20 protein-coding genes are annotated in these 15,952 nt (G+C 65.0%); 15 read left to right on the top strand and 5 right to left on the bottom strand.

Annotated elements, in window-relative coordinates:
• Nucleotides 1-57: 57 nt before the first annotated feature.
• Complete coding sequence (locus QA635_RS21935) at nt 58-237, bottom strand: hypothetical protein (RefSeq protein WP_283061419.1); 180 nt, start codon at nt 235-237, stop codon at nt 58-60.
• Between the two features lie 121 nt (nt 238-358).
• Nucleotides 359-784 carry a response regulator gene (locus tag QA635_RS21940; RefSeq protein WP_283061420.1) on the bottom strand — a complete coding sequence of 142 codons (426 nt, stop codon included), beginning with the start codon at nt 782-784 and terminating at the stop codon, nt 359-361.
• A 98-nt stretch (nt 785-882) separates the two neighbouring features.
• Here QA635_RS21940 and QA635_RS21945 point away from each other — a divergent pair, with 98 nt between their 5' ends.
• The 13 genes from QA635_RS21945 (at nt 883) to QA635_RS22005 (ending at nt 11,553) form a co-directional block, all read left to right on the top strand.
• Nucleotides 883-1,893 (top strand): chemotaxis protein CheB, encoded by a 1,011-nt coding sequence (locus tag QA635_RS21945; protein ID WP_283061421.1) that lies wholly within the window; start codon nt 883-885, stop codon nt 1,891-1,893.
• Nucleotides 1,893-2,162: a hypothetical protein gene (locus QA635_RS21950; protein WP_283061423.1), complete on the top strand. Its 270-nt coding sequence runs from the start codon at nt 1,893-1,895 to the stop codon at nt 2,160-2,162. The genes QA635_RS21945 and QA635_RS21950 overlap by 1 nt, the downstream gene beginning before the upstream one ends.
• A gap of 243 nt (nt 2,163-2,405) precedes the next feature.
• A complete protein-coding gene (locus QA635_RS21955) occupies nt 2,406-5,576 on the top strand; it encodes a CheR family methyltransferase (protein ID WP_283061424.1) in 3,171 nt (1,056 codons plus the stop codon).
• Nucleotides 5,577-6,323: a Crp/Fnr family transcriptional regulator gene (locus QA635_RS21960; RefSeq protein WP_092084640.1), complete on the top strand. Its 747-nt coding sequence runs from the start codon at nt 5,577-5,579 to the stop codon at nt 6,321-6,323. It abuts the gene before it with no gap.
• A 308-nt stretch (nt 6,324-6,631) separates the two neighbouring features.
• Nucleotides 6,632-6,832, top strand: a complete 201-nt coding sequence (locus QA635_RS21965; RefSeq protein ID WP_028331978.1) for a hypothetical protein — start codon at nt 6,632-6,634, stop codon at nt 6,830-6,832.
• Between the two features lie 355 nt (nt 6,833-7,187).
• Complete coding sequence (locus QA635_RS21970; protein ID WP_283061425.1) at nt 7,188-7,442, top strand: hypothetical protein; 255 nt, start codon at nt 7,188-7,190, stop codon at nt 7,440-7,442.
• Between the two features lie 245 nt (nt 7,443-7,687).
• Nucleotides 7,688-8,536 carry a hypothetical protein gene (locus QA635_RS21975; RefSeq protein WP_283061426.1) on the top strand — a complete coding sequence of 283 codons (849 nt, stop codon included), beginning with the start codon at nt 7,688-7,690 and terminating at the stop codon, nt 8,534-8,536.
• A 33-nt stretch (nt 8,537-8,569) separates the two neighbouring features.
• Nucleotides 8,570-8,791 (top strand): hypothetical protein, encoded by a 222-nt coding sequence (locus QA635_RS21980; RefSeq protein ID WP_050385371.1) that lies wholly within the window; start codon nt 8,570-8,572, stop codon nt 8,789-8,791.
• Nucleotides 8,792-8,795: 4 nt separating this feature from the next.
• Entirely contained in the window at nt 8,796-9,239 is a 444-nt protein-coding gene (locus tag QA635_RS21985) for a hypothetical protein (protein ID WP_283061427.1), read from the top strand.
• Nucleotides 9,240-9,335: 96 nt separating this feature from the next.
• The gene (locus QA635_RS21990; RefSeq protein WP_283061428.1) at nt 9,336-9,848 is read left to right on the top strand and encodes a hypothetical protein; all 513 of its coding nucleotides are present in this window, start codon (nt 9,336-9,338) and stop codon (nt 9,846-9,848) included.
• 2 nt (nt 9,849-9,850) lie between these two features.
• Nucleotides 9,851-10,936, top strand: coding sequence for a YihY/virulence factor BrkB family protein (locus QA635_RS21995; protein WP_283061429.1), 1,086 nt, complete (start codon nt 9,851-9,853; stop codon nt 10,934-10,936).
• 53 nt (nt 10,937-10,989) lie between these two features.
• Nucleotides 10,990-11,214: a hypothetical protein gene (locus tag QA635_RS22000; RefSeq protein WP_028331984.1), complete on the top strand. Its 225-nt coding sequence runs from the start codon at nt 10,990-10,992 to the stop codon at nt 11,212-11,214.
• Between the two features lie 9 nt (nt 11,215-11,223).
• A complete protein-coding gene (locus QA635_RS22005) occupies nt 11,224-11,553 on the top strand; it encodes a four-helix bundle copper-binding protein (protein ID WP_283061431.1) in 330 nt (109 codons plus the stop codon).
• Nucleotides 11,554-11,745: 192 nt separating this feature from the next.
• On the opposite strand, the gene QA635_RS22010 is transcribed toward QA635_RS22005, so the two are convergent.
• The 3 genes from QA635_RS22010 to QA635_RS22020 form a co-directional block, all read right to left on the bottom strand.
• Complete coding sequence (locus tag QA635_RS22010; RefSeq protein ID WP_283061432.1) at nt 11,746-12,177, bottom strand: CBS domain-containing protein; 432 nt, start codon at nt 12,175-12,177, stop codon at nt 11,746-11,748.
• 286 nt (nt 12,178-12,463) lie between these two features.
• The gene (locus QA635_RS22015) at nt 12,464-13,711 is read right to left on the bottom strand and encodes a DUF763 domain-containing protein (protein ID WP_283061433.1); all 1,248 of its coding nucleotides are present in this window, start codon (nt 13,709-13,711) and stop codon (nt 12,464-12,466) included.
• 87 nt (nt 13,712-13,798) lie between these two features.
• Nucleotides 13,799-14,287 (bottom strand): YciE/YciF ferroxidase family protein, encoded by a 489-nt coding sequence (locus tag QA635_RS22020; RefSeq protein ID WP_283061435.1) that lies wholly within the window; start codon nt 14,285-14,287, stop codon nt 13,799-13,801.
• Between the two features lie 238 nt (nt 14,288-14,525).
• Between QA635_RS22020 and QA635_RS22025 the strand changes: the two genes are divergently transcribed.
• Complete coding sequence (locus tag QA635_RS22025; RefSeq protein ID WP_028331989.1) at nt 14,526-14,729, top strand: CsbD family protein; 204 nt, start codon at nt 14,526-14,528, stop codon at nt 14,727-14,729.
• A gap of 101 nt (nt 14,730-14,830) precedes the next feature.
• The gene (locus QA635_RS22030; protein WP_283061436.1) at nt 14,831-15,439 is read left to right on the top strand and encodes a cysteine hydrolase family protein; all 609 of its coding nucleotides are present in this window, start codon (nt 14,831-14,833) and stop codon (nt 15,437-15,439) included.
• Nucleotides 15,440-15,952 lie beyond the last annotated feature (513 nt).

Raw genomic sequence — 15,952 nt, forward strand, 5'->3', positions numbered from 1 at the left:
ATGCGCCGGGAGGATGCATCACGCTGCCGGTTCGCCGGAGATCGCGGGCCGGGACAATCAGACAATATGAACGCCACCCGGCTTCAAGGTCCTGAGCTGCGCGACGGCGAGGCGCAACTCGTCGGCCAATTGGGCGTTACGGATGCGGGTTTCCGTGACGGTTGAGAGGTCGGCGATCAGCGTGCGTTCTGCGGCCGTCTGCTCAAGCTGCTCGATACGTCTTTCGATCTCGGTCATGACGCACCCCCGTCCGATATCCTCACTGGAGCATCGTGAGGCTCTCCGCAGATCTCCGCACTAACATTTGCAAATGCTCGAGCGGACTATTCGTGCGCGGCAGCGTCGTTGAGACAGGTGCTCAAGCCTGCGGATCAATCTGCTTCATAAGATCGCCGCGCAGGATCATGCCGGCGAGCCCTTGCGCCATGGCGCGATGGTCGAACGGCTTCTCCCAGAGCGGGACGTCCGCGAACTCGGTGCCGAGCACGATCTTGTCGTATCCCGAGGTGAACACGATCGGTACGCCGCGCGCCTGGAGCTCGCGCGCGACCGGATAGATCATCTGCTTGCGGATGTTCACATCGAGCACCGCACCATCGATCACGCCGCCGTCCTGCAGGATGCGAAGCGCATCGTCGATGTCGCCGGCCGGCCCGGCGATATCGGCACCAAGCGCGCGCAGCGCGCTGCGCATGTCGTCGGCAAGGAAATATTCGTCTTCGACGATCAGGACGCGCCGTCCTGTCAGGAGTGGGGGTTCGCGCAAATGTGCAAATTCGGACATTTCAATTCCGGCCGCGCCCGGCGTGATATCATCGCAAAATTGGAACATAGGACGAATGCTCGCCTTGTTGCAAACAATGTTAGAAAAAGGCGGGTTCCATGTCCAATCGGGACATCATCGTCATCGGCGGTTCGGCCGGGGCGACTGCGCCGTTGAAGGAGATTCTGGGCCGGCTGCCGACGGACTTGCCGGCCGCGGTCTTCATCGTGTTGCACATACCGTCTCACGGCATCGGCATTCTCTCCACCGTGGCGAGCGCGGCCGGCAAGCTGCCGGTCCGGCAGGCGGAAAGCGGCATGGTCATCGAGAATGGTCACGTCTATCTGGCGGCGCCGGACCGCCATCTCCTGATCCAGAACGGCCACCTGATGCTCGGCCGCGGGCCGCGCGAAAATCTGGTGCGGCCGGCGATCGACGCGCTATTTCGCTCGGCCGCACTGCACTACGGACCGCGGGTGATCGGCGTCGTGCTCAGCGGCCTGCTGTCCGACGGCGCGGCAGGCCTGAACGCGATCAAGCGCTGCGGTGGGGTCGCGCTGGTTCAGGACCCGCAGGATGCGATGTCCGACGAAATGCCGCTCCGGGCATTGGAAGCGACCACGGTCGATCTCTGTATCTCGGGCGCACAGCTTGGCGATGTGCTGTCCGAACTGGCCCGGGAACGGGCCGGCGCGGTGCTGCCGATCCCGCCCGAGATCGTGCTGGAGGTGAAGATCGCGGCAGGCGAGCGCATCGGCAGCGATACGCTGGTCGATATTGCCGATCCCGCGCCGCTGACCTGTCCGGGGTGCGGCGGCGTCCTTTCCGAGCTCAAGGTCGGGCGTCCGCTGCGATTTCGCTGCCAGGTCGGCCACGCCTATACCGCCGATGCCCTCGCCAAGGAGCAGGAAGGCCGGGTCGACGAAGCGCTTCGGGTCGCGCTACGCATCATCGAGGAGCGCGCCGAACTGGTGCACCGGATGGCCGAGGACGGCCGCCAGAGCGGGCGCCCGGCGATCGCACAAATGTACGACGCGCGCGCCGCTGAATACCGCGAATATGCCGATATGATCCGGCGTGTCGTGCTACAATCACTCGATCCGAAGCGACCGGTCCGGAAGGAACCGTGATGGTCAGCGCCGAGCATGCGAACTGGGCCGAACAGTTGCGGTCCGAGCGCGAGCTGCTGTCCAAGGCCGACATCGACATCGAGGAGGGCTGGCAGCGCGTCCGTAACCAGCAGGATTTGCTGGATTGGCTCCAGCGGGCCGGTCACGACACCGAGCAGGCCGAACGTCTCATCAGTCTGCTCAAGCGGACCCTGATCGAGTGGGAACGACACCGGACCCTGATTGAGCAGCGGGTCGCCTACCTGGAGGAGCAGGTCGCATCCCATTAGCGCTCGGGAAGAGCACGGGTCCGCGTTCGAGCATGCGGTTGGCCTGCCGCGGAAATCGCCGACGCCGGAGGTCATTTTCCGCCGAGGCGCCAACCACTCGTTCCCGCCGCAGCTGCCTTGGCGCCCGCATCAAGGTTCCCGGGGAGGTGGAGATTCCCTACTCATCCCATCGGGATAGGACTAAACTCTGCTATCAGCAGACGCAGGCGTGACGCCCGCAGGAAAGTGAGAGCCGCTGCAATCATGGATGACGTTGGCCAACCCGAGAGCGGAGACGAAGGGCGCCAGTCCAAGGCGCCGCTGATCGTAGGTGTGGGCGCGTCCGCCGGCGCCCTCGATAGCATCGAGCGGTTCTTCTCGAAACTGAGGCTCAATCCGGACCAGGCCGTCGTGCTCGTGTTGCAGTACCGGGATGCCATCGAGGACACCCGGTTGCGCGAAGCGTTGCAGCGATCGGAAGGTGCCCGACTGTCCGAGATCAGTGACGGACAGCGCGTCGAGGGCGGCGTGATCCATCTGTGTCCGTCCGACATGATCACCACCGTTCATGGCGACCGGTTCGCCGTCCGGCGCGCCGAGCAGGCGCGCGCCGAGCGGGCCACCATCGACAGCTTCCTGGTGTCGCTGGCGGAGGAGCGCGCCGAGGAATCGATCGGCGTGGTGCTGGCCGGCACGGGTGGCGACGGCACGCTCGGGGTCGGGACCTTGAAGGATCATGGCGGCCTGGCGATCGCCGAACGCATTGGCGGCGGTCAGTCCAACCCCCACGACGAAGGCAGTTCGGCCGCGGCGATCGCCGATTTTGTGCTGCCGCCGGAGGACATCCCGGAGCATATCGATGTCTATGCCCGCCACTTGCGCCGGCTCGAGGAGAAACAGGGCTTCGACGAGGTGCTGGCCGCGGCTGCAACCTCGCTTGCGCGCATTGCGGATATCCTTCGCAACAAGACCGGCAACGATTTCCACGGCTACAAGCAGAACACCTTCCTGCGCCGCGTCCAGCGCCGGATGCAGGTGGTGCAGATCGACGATATTTCCGCCTATGTCGATTTCCTGAGAAACGACAAGGACGAGGCGCAACATCTGTTCAACGACCTCCTGATCGGCGTCACGGAATTCTTCCGCGACAAGAAGGAGTTCGATGTCCTGGAAACCCAGGTCATCCCGAAGATATTCGAAGGGAAGGGCGCCGGCCGGCAGGTGCGTGTCTGGGTGCTCGGCTGCGCGACCGGCGAAGAGGCCTATTCGATCGGCATCCTGCTGCGCGAGCATATGGCCGGTCTCGACTCGGTGCCGCAGGTGCAGATCTTCGCGACCGACATCGACGGGCGCGCGCTCGCCGCCGCGCGGGTCGGGCGCTATCGCACCAGCATCGAGACTGACATGACGCCGGAGCGGCTGGCGCGCTGGTTCGTGCGCGAAGGCGACACTTACTGCGTCGTCAAGGAGCTGCGCGAGATGTGCATCTTCTCGCAGCACAACGTCATCAAGGACGCGCCGTTCTCCAAGCTCGACCTGATCTCGTGCCGCAACCTCCTGATCTACCTCAATGCCGAGCTGCAGAACCGCGTCATCCCGCTGTTCCATTTCGCGCTGCTGCCGGACCGGTTCCTGTTTCTCGGCAATTCCGAGAACGTCACCCGGCATCCGAAGCTGTTCGCGCCGGTCGACCGGCGCGCGCGCATCTTCAAGAAACTCGAGACCGGAACGCGGCTGCCGCCGGAATTTCCGATCACGACGGCGACCGGGCGGGCCGCGATCGACGTGCCGCCGGTGCGCTCCGTTGGCCACGATGTCGGCCTCGAGCGCCGCGCCCAGCGCATCGCCGAGCGCTATGCGCCGGCCTATGTGATCACCGACGACCACTTTCACATCCTGCATTTCTCCGGCCGCACCGGCCGCTATATCGAACCGACCGCAGGCACTGCGACGCTCGATCTGCTGCAGCTCGTGCATCGCGATCTCAGGCTGGAGCTGCGCACCGCGCTCAGCCGTGCCGCGGAAACCAACGAGGCCGCGCAAGCCGAGCAGGTGCAGCTCGGCGTCAACGGGCATCGCGTGCTGGTCGATATCACGGTCGAGCCGATCCAGGACGGTCCCGCCGGCCATCGCAACTTCGTCGTCTTGTTCAAGGATGGCCCGATCCGGCAGGCGGAGCAGGCCGAGACCAATCCCAACATTCTGGTCAGGACCGAGCATGTCGAGCGGCTGGAAAGCGAGCTGCGCGCCACCCGCGAGCGGCTGCAAGCCACGATCGAGGAGCTCGAAAGCACCAACGAGGAATTGAAATCCTCCAACGAGGAATATCAGTCGCTCAACGAGGAGCTGCAATCCGCCAACGAGGAACTGGAGACCTCGCGCGAGGAATTGCAGTCGGTCAATGAGGAGCTGACCACCGTCAATGGCGAGCTGGCGCACCGCGTGCAGGAATTGACCCGCGCCACCAGTGACCTGAAGAATTTCCTCGAGAGCACCCAGATCGCGACCGTGTTCCTGGACAACGATCTGAAGGTGATGAACTTCACGCCGGCGATCACGCATTTGCTGCATCTGGTCGAGACCGATGTCGGCCGCCCGATCGCGCATATCAAGGCGCGGATTCCGATCGAGGAGCTCTACGACGATGTGCGGCGCGTGCTGCGGACGCTGGCCAGCGCCGAGCGCGAGCTGACCGCGCCCGACAGCGGCACGCGCTATATCGTGCGCATCCTGCCGTACCGCAGCATCGATAATTTCATCGCCGGCGTCGTGATCACCTTCATCGACGTCACCGCAATCACGCGGGCCGAGGAACGGCAGCGGCTGCTGCTCGCCGAGCTGCAGCATCGCGTCCGCAACACGCTCGGCGTGGTCCGCTCGATCGCGCGCCGCTCGGCCGAGACAAGCGCGAACGTCGAGGACTATGCGTCGCATCTCGACGGCCGGCTCAACGCCTTCGCGCGGACCCAGTCGCTGGTGACCCGCGATCCGGAAGGCGGGGTCGACCTCGAATACCTCGTGGTCGAGGAATTGCTGGCGTACAACGCGCGGGAAGGCGAGCAACTGAGAGTGTCCGGCCCCGGGATCCGCCTGCAACCCAAGGCCGCGGAGACCTTCGCGCTGGCGATCCACGAGCTCGCAACCAACGCCTTGAAATATGGCGCGCTGAGCCAACGCGCCGGGCGCATCGACGTCTCATGGCGGGTCGATGACGCCGCCGAGCCACGGCAACTGGTGTTCGACTGGCGCGAGCGCAACGGGCCTGAAGTGACGCCGCCGAGCCGCAGGGGATTTGGATCCGATCTCCTGGAGCGGACGCTGGCGTTCGAGTTCAAGGGCAAGAGCACGCTTGAGTTCAATCCGTCGGGACTGCACTGCACGATCGCCATACCGATGAAACCGCAAGCCATCCATACGCCGAGCATGGGGAGCTAGATGCATCCCCCGATCCTCGAGGGAAATCTGGCGCAGCCGGTGATCCGGCGGCTCAATGCCCTGCGCCAATTGTCCGAACGCGGGATCGCGTTGCTGCAACAGGCGATCCAGGACGGGCTGCACCGCGCCCGCCCGGGCGAAGACCTCGCGACCGAGGGCGATCCGGTCGAGAGCGTCAGGATCATCCTGTCGGGCTGGCTCTGCCGCTACAAGACGCTGCCGGACGGCCGCCGCCAGATCGTCAATTTCATCCTGCCGGGCGACAGCTGCGACGCCTGCGTTTATCTGCTGTCGGTGATGGATCATTCGATCGGCGCACTGACCCCCGTCACCTATGCCGACATCAAGCGTCCGGCGTTCGAGCAGCTGCTGGCGAGCGACCGTTCGCTGGAGGAAGCGCTGTGGTGCGAAACCATGGTGAACAGCGCGATCCAGCGGGAATGGACGGTCAATATCGGACGGCGCGTGGCGCTGGAGCGGGTCGCACACTTGTTGTGCGAACTCCATGAGCGCCTGCTGCCGGTTGGAATGATCGACGGCGATTCCTGCCTGTTCCCGGTCACGCAGATGGATCTCGCCGATGCCACCGGCCTGTCGGTGGTCCATGTCAACAGGACGCTGCAGGAGCTGCGCGGCGCCGGCCTGATCGTGCTGCGCGACCGCATGCTGACGATCAACGACCTGAAGCTGCTCAAGGACACGGCGCTGTTTTCGGCCGACTATCTGCACACCAAGCGGCGCGGCTGAGACGCGGCAAGGCGGCTCTATGCTGCTCCCGTGAAATCGCGACGGATGCCGGCGCGGCTGGTGCGCGAGGCGCCGCAGGCGTTCGCTGATGCGATCCTTGAAATGTCGCAGCGAGACTGATGCTGATGCAGGCGCGTGTCATTTTGCAGAGCGTACTGACGATCTGAACGTGACAGTGATTTGTCACGACGAAGACAGCGCAACGGTCGGCCGCGCAAGATTTGGATACGGCTGTAAACATACTTGAACGCCTCTCGCGCGGTGTCGCGCTACGATGCGGTTCGATCCACGAGGGCAGGGAGGCAATCATGCTCGATGGAGAGACGGCGGCAGTGCTTCGCGCGGTGCTCGACGAGGTCTGCGGAGGCGTGCCGCGCTCGGATACGACGAAGCGGACCAACGTCGCCTCTGGATTGCTGCAAGCCATCCGCGAGGGACGCTCGTCAATCGATGAGCTGCGCATCGCAGGCCAGGCCGCGTTGCGCACCGCCCCGAGCATGTGGCGCTAAGCGGTCCGATCGGGCAATCGCAACGGCACGATTGTGCGTCGCACATTTGCAGACGTTAGTGCCGGAACTGATTGCGGCGCGCATGCTCTCGCGAGCTGACGCGCCGACCGGCCGTCAGCGCAACCAGGAGAACCCCGCTAAGACCCCAGCTCTCCATCCCTGAGCTGGGGTCACTTGTGTCGAACAGAGAGTGGAGCCACGCGATCGAGTAGAGCGTCGAGGGCTCCTCGATCTCGTGCGCCGGTCACGTCCAGCCGCCATGATGGTGAAGGAACGTTCAGGAAAGTTCCGATCCTGTTCCTGCAACATGCGCGGACGCCAGTCGTTATCACGGCGTACTAGAAAGGAGGCTGCCATGACGAAGCTTACTTACGCTCTTGCCGCGGTTGCGGCACTCTCGATAGCGGCACCGACCGTTGCGAGCGCGCAGGGTGTGGGCATCTATGTCGGCAGGGACCACGGGTACTACGGTGATCGATATTATGGTGGTCCGCGCGTCGACGTATACCGGCATGACCGGGGCTGGCACCACGGCTGGTACAAGCATCATCGCGACTACTACCGCGACCGCGGCTTCGTGATCCGTGGTCATGACTGGGACGACGACTAACGGTGTTGGTCGCACGTCGCGATCAGCAGATCGCGACGACCAATGAGGGCCTCGCTTCGGCGGGGCCCTTTTTATTGGCCTGCCGCATCGCGCCGGTTCGTCCGCGTAGGAACCTTGGCTTCTCCACCAGATTGTCAGGACGGGAAGGACGGAGGAGGTTTTCATGAACCAGTTGATTTATCTGGTCGGACTGATCGTGGTCATTTTGGCGATATTGTCGTTCTTCGGGCTGCGGTAGGCGCGTCATGGATAACGAGCGAGGGCTTGCCGTGTCCGCCGCCAACAGGATCGGGCTTCGGCTGCAATGGAGTCCGGTCATCGCCGGCGCGCTGGCTGCGGCGGCGCTGTCGGTGATCCTGATCGGCTTCGGCGCGGCGGTCGGGTTGGGTGTCAGTTCAAGCTCGCCGTCATGGCGCGACGCATCAGCCGCGCTCGCGTTGCTGTCGGGGCTGTATCTGATCCTGCAGGCATTGGTGAGCTTCGGCGTCGGCGGCTACATCGCCGGCCGGGCCCAGCGCGTGATCGGCGCGACGCCATCCGACGAGATCGACAGCCGCGACGGGCTTCACGGCCTGACCGCCTGGGCGCTCGCCGTCATCCTCGGTGCTACGATCGTCGCGCTGGTTGGCCTGTCAACCGCGCGGCCGGTGGTTCAGAACCGGCCATCTGCGACGGCCGCGGAGCCGTTGCTGAGCGCCGAGCTCGACCGCCTGTACCGGTCGCTGCGGCGTCCGACCAATATCGATATCGGCTATGAGCGGGCGGAGGCGGGCCGCATCCTGCTGACGAGTTCCGGCCGCAGCGGCGTCAGCGCCGACGATCGCAGCTATCTGATCCAGCAGGTCGCGGCCGCGACCGGTCTGCCTGCTGCGGAGGCGGAGAAGCGCGTCGACAGCGTGATGGGCGATGCCAGGACCGCCATCCAGGGGTCGCGGCGCAGCGCAGTGATTTTGGCGTTCTCGGTTGCGGCGGCACTGCTGTTCGGTGCGGTCGCTGCGTGGGCCGCGGCCGGCGCGGGCGGCCGTCACCGCGACGGCGCCGCGGTGCCGGAGTGGATGGGCGGCAGGCCGACGACGGCCGTGCCGATTGTCTGATGCAGTTGTGAATGTCCTTCAAGGGAGACGATGATGGCAACGATCTTGGTGATGGATCACTCCGGCGACACGCGGCAGCAGTTCGATCCCGACAACAGTGAGCAGTTGGCCTGGGCGAATGCTCGCTTCACCCAGCTCACGTCGGATGGCTACACCGCCGCAATCCGGCAAGCGACCGGAGAGGCGAAGTTGGTCCGCGCGCTTGATCCGACCGCCGAGGAAACCCTGTTCTATCCGAGGCTGGTCGGCGGCTGACGCCATGCTCGCCCGTCTGCGCGAGATGTCCCTGCGGTCCGTGCTCCGGCGCGCCGCCAGCACGCTGGGTGCGACGCTGGCCGCGATCTGGGATCGCTGGCAGGCCTATGAGCGAATTGAGGCGCGCGGACTTGCGCTGCTGTCCGCGTGGCTGTCACCCGAGCAGCGGGCGCAGTTCGAAAAGTATAAGCGCTTCGACGTCATCGGCTCGGAGTCCGGCAAGCGATACCGGATTTGCTACGGCACCTCGACCAACGTCTATGAGATGGACGGCGGTGACCGCATCGTGCTGGGCTGGTGCTTCCGGCCCGTCGGCGCGCTGGCGGCGGGCGACGTGATGCTGGCTCAGAAGATCGCGCTCGAAACCGACGAGCGCGGGACGCTCTTGGTCGCGAAGCCATTCCCGAGCTCCATGCCACCACGCACAAATCTCCCTCCGGTCAGTTAGCGCTCGGTCCGCGCTGTCCCGCATGGCGCGAACTGTTGCGCGTTGCCGGGGGAGGAACGTCGATCTTCCCGCCGGGTTGTCGGATGCCGACTTGCAATGGACCTCGTCATGCGCGTCAACACGTCGTCTTCGCTGAGCCTGATCTTCCGCTCCTACCTTGCGGACTTGCGACAATGGATGACGCGCCTCGTGACCGGCTACGCGTTTGCATGCAGCTTCATGCTGGCGGGTGCGGTCTCGCTTCTGATCGCGATCGGGATCGGGGTTGGCGCGGCTTTCCACGCCCTTGAAGTGCATTACGGCATCTGGATCGCATATGCCGCGATCGGGGGCGTCTTTGTCCTCCTCGGGATCCTGGGGTTGATCATGGGTCGCGTGCTGCTCGCGCGTCCTGGGCCGGCCGTGCCGCGCCCGGGCCGACAGGCCGACATGCTCAAGCGGGCGATCGCAGTGCCCGTCGCCGCGCGGCTGATCGCCACCACCCGGACGGGAGCAGGGGCGAGCGTAGATCCCACCACCCGCGCGCTGGCTGCCGGGGCTGCAATCATGCTTGTCGGCTGGTTTGCTGCATCGCGCGCCCGGCGTCAGCGCGACGCGATCCAGGACTAGCGATGGCTACGCTGCGCAACTGGCCGAACGACTTGATGCTCGCCGGTGCAACGGCTCTGGCGACGTTGGCGATCTCTCGCCAGCTGTCCCGATCGGAGCGGCCGTCCGCTCGGGAGCAGGGCGTCGAACCCGTGCTGGCGGAAACGCAAGATCGTGGACGGCTCGCCGACACGCCGCTCGAGATTCCGACTGCCGGCTGGAAGGACATCCTGCTGCGCACCTATCAGCAGATCGACGAGGACCGCCTGCTGGCAACCGCGGCCGGCGTCGTGTTCTACGGCCTGCTGGCGATCTTCCCGGCGATCACCGCGCTGGTCTCGAGCTACGGCCTGTTCGCCGATCCGTCCACGATCTCATCGAACCTGCAGAGCCTGGCGCTGATGCTGCCGGAAGGCTCGTTTGCGATTGTCCAGGACCAGATCGCCCGTGTGCTCGCGAAGGGGACCTCGACGCTCGGCCTGACCTTTGCCGCCGGCCTGCTGATCGCGATCTGGAGCGCCAATGCCGGCATGAAGGCGATCTTCGATGCGCTCAACGTCGTCTATGACGAGAAGGAAAAGCGCAGCTTCGTCAAACTCAATCTGATGTCCCTCTCGTTCACGATCGCCGGGCTGATTTCCATCATGCTGATGGTCGGAGCGGTGGTCGTCGTCCCGCTTTTGCTGCAGCAGGTCGGACTGGGCACGACGGCGGAACTCGTCATCCGGTTCGGACGGTGGCCGATCCTGGTGCTCCTGCTCCTCACCGCGCTCGCGGTGCTGTACCGCTATGGTCCGAGCCGAACCAGGCCGCGCTGGCAGTGGCTCAGCGTCGGCGCCGTCGCAGCGGCCGTGCTGTGGCTGGCCGGTTCGGTGCTGCTCTCCTGGTATCTGGCGAACTTCGGCGATTACAACGCGACCTATGGCTCGCTGGGAGCCGCCATCGGTCTGATGACGTGGATGTGGATGTCCGCCATCATCGTGCTGTGCGGGGCAGAGCTGAATTCAGAGATCGAGCATCAGACAATGCTCGATTCGACCGAGGGCCGCCGCAAGCCGCTCGGAGCGCGTGGCGCAACCATGGCCGACACGGTCGGCACGGCGTCTTAGCCGGCGCAGACCCCGCCGCAGCGCACCCGACAATGAGCATAGGAACCAATGGCATGACCCGGGCTTATGCCAAAATGGTTGAGATCAACGTGCTGGAAAAACCGATCGAGCGGATCAAGCAAACCTGCGAGTTGATGGGCATCGCGGACAGGTTCGACCGCGCGCTTCCCGAACTCGAGACCTTCCTCGAAGCCGAGATCGCGCAGGGCGAAGTCCGCGAGTCGAAGCTGACCCTTGACGGGCTCTGCTACCTGCGCCAGCTGCTGGCGCAGGCGTGAGGTATCGACATGGCATTCTCTGAGGAAATGAACCGAGGCGTCGAGACCTGTCTGTCCTGCTATAGGACCTGCCTCGGCACGGCCATGAACCATTGTCTCGTCACCGGCGGCAAGCATGTCGAGCCGGCGCATTTCCGATTGATGATGGCCTGTGCGGAAATGTGCCGGACGGCGGCGCATTTCATGCTGATCAACACCCCGCACCATAAGCACACCTGCCGGGAATGCGCGGAGATCTGCGGTGAATGCGCAGAGGATTGCGAGCGCGTCGGCGGCATGGACGAATGCGTAGCGATGTGCCGTGCCTGCGCGGAATCCTGCCGCAAGATGGCGGCCTGACGGCGCGAGCTCCCCGTTCGGTCAATCGGAGCTGACGTAATGGGCGCGCCAGAGCAGCGCCGTGACGATCAGGGCAATGACCCCGGCGGCAATCACAATCCACGGTACATAGTCGGCCATGGGCCCGCCTGACGCTCCGCTTCGCGAGCCGAGCCTTTGCGAGCCAGGGCCGCGAAGCGGAGCCGTGTAAGTCTAGAGTTGCGCGTGTTGGGTGGTCGGGCGTGAGATCTGGCTGAGCGCCATGCCCGTACCATCGCTGGCCTGGATCAGGGCGATATCCCCGAGAGCGATGATTCCGACCAGGCGCTTGTCCCGGTTCAGCACCGGCAGGCGCCGAACCTGGATCGCACCCATGTTCTGCGCGATGTCGTCGAGCTCCTGATCCTCGAAACAATACTTCACCTCGGCCGTCATGACGTCGCCGACCCGCGAGTCGGGGCCGCGCCCCATTCCGATGCCGCGAAGCGCGATGTCGCGGTCCGTGATCATGCCGACCAGGCGCTCGCTATCGGTAACCGGCAGCAGGCCGACACCGAGCGCTGCCATCGCTTCTGCGGCATCGCGGAGCGTATCGTCGGGGGTGCACAGCTGGACGTCAGGTGTCATCGCGTCGCAAACCTTCATGATAGCCTCTCCATTTGGCTGGTTGCGTCAACGGCCTAACGATGCCGCCCGGAACGGCGTTCCTAACATTGTCGCCGCGGCCAGGTCGCAGGCGTCCTCCGGGAACGAAGCGTCGGCGCCGGCCGGCCGCGGTGCTACTTGCCGCTCTCGGTGGTCACCTCGAAGGACCTGACGACGAAGTGCTTCTCGAGGACACGCAAAAGATCGCGGCATGGCCGCGAGCACCGCGGTCAAAGCCGATGATGGCATCGGCGAGAATGGTCAGGAGTTGGCTCAAGCCCTCGCTTTAGGGCTTGGTGATCCCGTCGCGCTCGGCAAGGTCGGCTTCCCAGCCGAACACCGAGCGACCGTCGAGCGCGGGCGAACGGGCGCGCTCGTTCGCGACAAACGCCTCGAAGGAGGGGCCGGTGGCGGTTCGTTCCATTCTGCGGGCCTGATCGTCGAGCCGCTTCAGGGCCTGCATCTCCTCATCGCGGCCGAGCTTTGCCTGCTGCACGGCCGACTTCAGCACGCGGATGGTCTCGTCATAGACCTTGATCGGGACCGGGAAGGGATGACGGTCCTTGCCGCCATGGGCGAGCGAGAAGCGCGCCGGGTCGCGGAAGCGGTAGGGCGTCCCGTGAACGACCTCGGCGACCATCGCGAGCGACTGCACCGTGCGGGCGCCGACGCCGGGCGTCAGCAGCAGTTCGGGAAAATCCAGCGGCCCGCGATCGGCAGCCGCGGCCAGGGTGCCGTGCAGGCGTCGGACGAACACGTCGCTCGAGCGCACGTCGTGATGCGCGGGCATGATCAGGTGCAGGAGATCCGGTTGCGCGGTCGCGCTCTGCGTCAGCTCGGCATATTCGCGCGTGATGCCGTCCGGCCCCAGCGCAGCGAGCAGATCGAGCTGCGCCTGGCGTGAGCCTTCGGCGCGGTGATCGGTGAGATTGACGATCTCGCCCTGCGTCGGGCCGTCGATCGCGCTGTGCGGCTCGTCGACGAAGCTACGCAGGCCTTCGGAGTGCCAGTGATAGCGGCGGGCCTGCCGCTTGTCGCCGTTCATGCCTTGCTGAACGACGGTCCATTTGCCGTCGTCGGTGACGAAGAAGCCGTGCAGGTAGAGCTCGAATCCGTCCTGCACCGCGGCGCTGTCGACCTTGGCCACCAGCCGGCTCGCGCGGGTCAGGGCGGCACCATCGAATCCGACGCGGTCGCCGAGGGCGGACAGTTCATCGGGCGTGCGGCGCGAATGCTTGCCGCGGCCGCCGCAGACGTGGATTCCGAGTTCGCCTTGCAGCGGCGCCAGACCTCGCTTCAACGCGCCGATGACGCTGGTGGTGATTCCGGACGAGTGCCAGTCCATACCCATCACGGCACCGAACGACTGGAACCAGAATGGATGCGACAGTCGCTGCAAAAAGGCGTCGCGGCCGTACTGGTGGACGATGGCCTGGGTGATGATGCCGCCCAGCACCGCCATGCGCGTCGCCAGCCATGGCGGCACGCGGCCACCATGGAGCGGAAGATCGGCGCTGCCGGTGCGTCGGGCCATTGGGCTCCCGGATGCTGAATCGGCGTCCAATCTACCAGCAAATGCGAGGGCGTGCACAAAGCGGACGTCGCTTCATCGCGCGTCTCGTCAGGCGGCTTCGGCGTTGATGCCGCCGACGGCGAGCTTGGTGAGCGCTTCATCCGTCTTCTTTTCCTCGGCCAGGGTCTGGTCGATGAGCTTGACCGCATCCTTCATGCTGAGCCGGTTCGCCCAGGCTTTCAGGGTGCCGTAGCGGGCGATCTCGTAATGCTCGACCGCCTGGGCCGCCGAGAGCAGGCCCGCGTCGAGCGCCGGCGTGTCGGCATACTCCTCCATGATCTCCTTGCCCTCGTCGATAATCCCCTCGATGGCGTCGCACTTCTTGCCGCGCGCCGGCTTGCCCATCAGGTCGAAGATCTGCTCGAGCCGCTCGATTTGTCCTTCGGTCTCGTCATGATGCTTCTCGAACGCCGCACGCAGATCGTCGGACTCGGCGGCCTTGGCCATCCGCGGCAACGCCTTCAGGATCTGCTTTTCCGCGTAGTAAATGTCCTTGAGGGTATCGAGGAAGAGGGCGCTGAGATCCTTGTCCGGCATTGGTCGCTCCGTGTGTTGGGTGATTAGTCCGGAGTGCCAACACGAGTGCGGAAAGCAAGTTCCTATCCTTGATCGATGCGCGGCAAAGCACATTCTCGGCTGTCGCGCATTCAAGCGCGTCACGATAGAGCTTGGTCGGATTGCGAAGTCTGGATTGCGAAGTCTTGCCGCAACGCGGCTTCGGAACGAAGCCTCGACCGGCCCGTTGGTCGGTCTCATCGTTCAAGGGAGAACCGCGATGGATTGGAATCGTGTCGAAGGCAACTGGAAGCAGGTCAAGGGTAAGGTCAAGGAGCAGTGGGGCAAGCTCACCGATGACGATCTCGATGTGATCGACGGCAAGCAGGACCAGCTCGAGGGCCGTCTGCAGCAGCGCTACGGCTATGCCAAGGATCAAGCCGCCAAGGAAGTAAACGACTGGTACGGCCGGCAGAAATGGTGAACGCGACCACGTCAGGGGCCCCGCTTCGGCGGGGCCTTTCGCGGCCTGGGCGGCTGAGCCTGCGTGTGACGGCATCCGGCCGGCGCGCGCAGGAGTGAACGATGGGACAGCTTCTGAGCCCGCCGGGTCCGCGCGCGGCGCACCTTTGCATCGACATGCAGCGGCTGTTCGAGCCGGGAGCACCCTGGGCGACGCCCTGGATGGACCGCGTGCTGCCGCGCATCATCAAGCTGGCGCAGCATGCGCCTGAACGTACCGTATTCACCCGCTTTATTCCGCCGCGCTCGAAGCGCGACGCGCGAGGGATTTGGCGGGCCTATTACGAGAAATGGGAATGCGTGACCCGCGAGCGGCTCGATCCGGAGTTGATCGAGCTCGTGCCGACGCTCGCCGCCTGTGTGCCGCCGGCCGCCATCGTCGACCGGCCGATCTACAACGCGTTCGGCAACGGGCGCCTGCAAGCTCATCTGGATGCGCATGGGACCGATACGGCCATCGTGTCGGGCGGCGAGACCGACGTGTGCGTGCTCGCCACCGTGCTGGCTGCGATCGATATCGGCTATCGAGTGATCGTGGCCGAGGACGCGCTGTGCAGCTCTTCCGATCAAAGCCATGATAGGCTGCTGCAGCTCTATGCCGAACGCTTCAGCATCCAGATCGAGGTGGCATCCACGGCCGATATCCTCCGGATGTGGACCCTCGACGACTGAAGCGACAACGCGCCGAAACGAGGTACAGGTATCAGGGCGGTCGGAGCAGGGGTGGCAATACCCGCTTCCTGGGGCTGAGCCGACGCTGGCGATCGGTAGCCGTAACCGGACCGCACAAGGTCTCGCAGTCCGCGGCATTCCAGACCGTCGGGACCCCGCCGAGAGCCAGGTCTTCAATGGCGCGGTCTCGTCGCGGTCTCCGCGGTCGGCATTTGCGCGCGCCTGGACGCGGCACGATCGCGGCTTGTGGTCCGGCTGCGACCGGCTGATGGCCATCGCGGGCACCGAGCAAGCCAAGTGCGCGCGCCAATCTTGCGAGCCCGGAGCGCGTGCCTGGCTGATACGGCTCATCGCTCACCGCTGGAAGGTAGGACTGGGCCGTCGATCTGCCCGACGGTGCCAAGGTTCCTGATTCTCGGCGTTGCGGCGAAGGTGAGCGGAGCTATGGGATAGCTGCCGGCAATCGCGGCCACGCCCGCATCCGTAATTCGCATAAGGTATATTATGGAATAT

Origin of the sequence: Bradyrhizobium brasilense, from assembly GCF_029714345.1 — a bacterium.
Lineage (GTDB): Bacteria > Pseudomonadota > Alphaproteobacteria > Rhizobiales > Xanthobacteraceae > Bradyrhizobium > Bradyrhizobium australafricanum.

Coding starts and splice junctions, on each gene's coding strand:
- QA635_RS21985 (WP_283061427.1), top strand. CDS start 8,796: ATGCTCGCCCGTCTGCGCGAGATGTCCCTGCGGTCCGTGCTCCGGCGC.
- QA635_RS21955 (WP_283061424.1), top strand. CDS start 2,406: ATGGATGACGTTGGCCAACCCGAGAGCGGAGACGAAGGGCGCCAGTCC.
- QA635_RS21965 (WP_028331978.1), top strand. CDS start 6,632: ATGCTCGATGGAGAGACGGCGGCAGTGCTTCGCGCGGTGCTCGACGAG.
- QA635_RS22030 (WP_283061436.1), top strand. CDS start 14,831: ATGGGACAGCTTCTGAGCCCGCCGGGTCCGCGCGCGGCGCACCTTTGC.
- QA635_RS21935 (WP_283061419.1), bottom strand. CDS start 237: ATGACCGAGATCGAAAGACGTATCGAGCAGCTTGAGCAGACGGCCGCA.
- QA635_RS21960 (WP_092084640.1), top strand. CDS start 5,577: ATGCATCCCCCGATCCTCGAGGGAAATCTGGCGCAGCCGGTGATCCGG.
- QA635_RS21995 (WP_283061429.1), top strand. CDS start 9,851: ATGGCTACGCTGCGCAACTGGCCGAACGACTTGATGCTCGCCGGTGCA.
- QA635_RS22000 (WP_028331984.1), top strand. CDS start 10,990: ATGACCCGGGCTTATGCCAAAATGGTTGAGATCAACGTGCTGGAAAAA.
- QA635_RS21990 (WP_283061428.1), top strand. CDS start 9,336: ATGGACCTCGTCATGCGCGTCAACACGTCGTCTTCGCTGAGCCTGATC.
- QA635_RS21975 (WP_283061426.1), top strand. CDS start 7,688: ATGGATAACGAGCGAGGGCTTGCCGTGTCCGCCGCCAACAGGATCGGG.
- QA635_RS21980 (WP_050385371.1), top strand. CDS start 8,570: ATGGCAACGATCTTGGTGATGGATCACTCCGGCGACACGCGGCAGCAG.
- QA635_RS22015 (WP_283061433.1), bottom strand. CDS start 13,711: ATGGCCCGACGCACCGGCAGCGCCGATCTTCCGCTCCATGGTGGCCGC.
- QA635_RS21950 (WP_283061423.1), top strand. CDS start 1,893: ATGGTCAGCGCCGAGCATGCGAACTGGGCCGAACAGTTGCGGTCCGAG.
- QA635_RS21940 (WP_283061420.1), bottom strand. CDS start 784: ATGTCCGAATTTGCACATTTGCGCGAACCCCCACTCCTGACAGGACGG.
- QA635_RS22025 (WP_028331989.1), top strand. CDS start 14,526: ATGGATTGGAATCGTGTCGAAGGCAACTGGAAGCAGGTCAAGGGTAAG.
- QA635_RS22005 (WP_283061431.1), top strand. CDS start 11,224: ATGGCATTCTCTGAGGAAATGAACCGAGGCGTCGAGACCTGTCTGTCC.
- QA635_RS21945 (WP_283061421.1), top strand. CDS start 883: ATGTCCAATCGGGACATCATCGTCATCGGCGGTTCGGCCGGGGCGACT.
- QA635_RS21970 (WP_283061425.1), top strand. CDS start 7,188: ATGACGAAGCTTACTTACGCTCTTGCCGCGGTTGCGGCACTCTCGATA.
- QA635_RS22010 (WP_283061432.1), bottom strand. CDS start 12,177: ATGAAGGTTTGCGACGCGATGACACCTGACGTCCAGCTGTGCACCCCC.
- QA635_RS22020 (WP_283061435.1), bottom strand. CDS start 14,287: ATGCCGGACAAGGATCTCAGCGCCCTCTTCCTCGATACCCTCAAGGAC.